Here is a 1,379-nt window from a genome sequence, read left to right as displayed (position 1 = left end):
TGTGCTGGTGTGGACGGCTCCTCACCCACCTGCGCTATGGTCTTCCGGACCACGGTCAAAAACCTGAGGAGAGAGCGATGAAGAACCCACCAGTCCGCATCGGCATGGATACATCCAAGTCCGTCTTTCAGTTGCACGGGGTAGATGCAGACGAAGTTGTCGTCATCCGCAGATCATTCCGGCGGTCCGAGATGATCCACTATTTCGAGAAGCTGCCGCCTGTGCTCGTCGCCATCGAATCCTGCGGCAGTTCGCATCATTGGGCGCGGTTGCTCACCTCGCTTGGCCACGATGTGAGGCTGATACCGCCGCAATATGTGAAACCCTACGTCAAGCGGGGCAAAAATGATGCTGCAGATGCAGAGGCACTTTGTGAAGCGGTCACCCGACCGAGCATGCGCTTTGTGCCAATCAAGTCGAAGGAACAACAGGCTGCCTGTATGTTGATGACCGTGCGCGAACGCCTGGTCTCGGTCAAATCGCAGCTCTCGAATGCGTTCCGCAGCTATGCCGCCGAATTCGGCATTGTCGGTGCCGCTGGCCGGCAGAATGTCAATGCGCTGATACAACGCGTTCTGGAAGACGAGACCTTGCCCGAACTGGCCCGGGAACTCTTCCGATTCCAGGCCAGGGAATATGCTGCCGTCGAGGCTCGCCTTGAAGAGATAGAGGCCAGACTTATGAAATGGCACCGCGAGAATGAGGCCAGCCGACGCATCGCGACGATACCCGGGATAGGGCCGATCGGGGCGACGATGCTCAGCATGAAAGCACCACCGCCTGAGAGCTTCCGATCCGGTCGGGACTTTGCAGCCTGGATCGGGCTGACACCCCGGGATCATTCCACTGGCGGACGTATGAAACACGGAGGCATCACCAAGGCCGGTGACGCAGCACTCCGATCCGTTCTGATCGTGGGCGCCACGGCGCTACTGAGGCATGTCAGAGCTGGTCGGCACAAACCGACAGTCTGGCTTGCGGCACTGCTTGAGCGCAAACCCCCGAAGTTGGTCGCGGTGGCACTGGCCAACAAGTTTGCGCGGATCGCCTGGCGGTTGATGGTCTCGGGCGGAATTTACAGTCGACCATCTGACAGCATGGCGGCATAATCGATATCGGGCTCGAAGGGCGCTTTTGTCCCCGGATAGCCTTACCAGTCTTGCAGGACGCATGAGATGGAGTACCCAATCGGTCGATACGCGCGTGATTCCGAAGGTTACACTGGCCCTGAAAAGGTCGCTGATGTGCTTGGAGCGGGCGTAGCGCACACCATCTGGGCCAGCGAGTTCGCCTCGCCCAAACAGGCCGGACATCTGATAGCAAACGATTTGGTCAAAAGTCTTCTGCAATCCTGACAAGAGAGGGGCCGTCCACATCTG

Annotated in this window: 1 protein-coding gene; it reads left to right on the top strand. The window is 58.7% G+C overall.

The window, feature by feature from the left end:
* Positions 1-77 precede the first annotated feature (77 nt).
* The gene (locus AC4FS3_RS28670) at positions 78-1,109 is read left to right on the top strand and encodes an IS110 family RNA-guided transposase (RefSeq protein ID WP_491023366.1); all 1,032 of its coding nucleotides are present in this window, start codon (positions 78-80) and stop codon (positions 1,107-1,109) included.
* The last annotated feature ends 270 nt before the right edge of the window (positions 1,110-1,379 follow it).

The organism is Pseudogemmobacter sp. TB195 (assembly GCF_058313095.1).
This window is presented reverse-complemented; position numbering and strand designations above follow the sequence as displayed.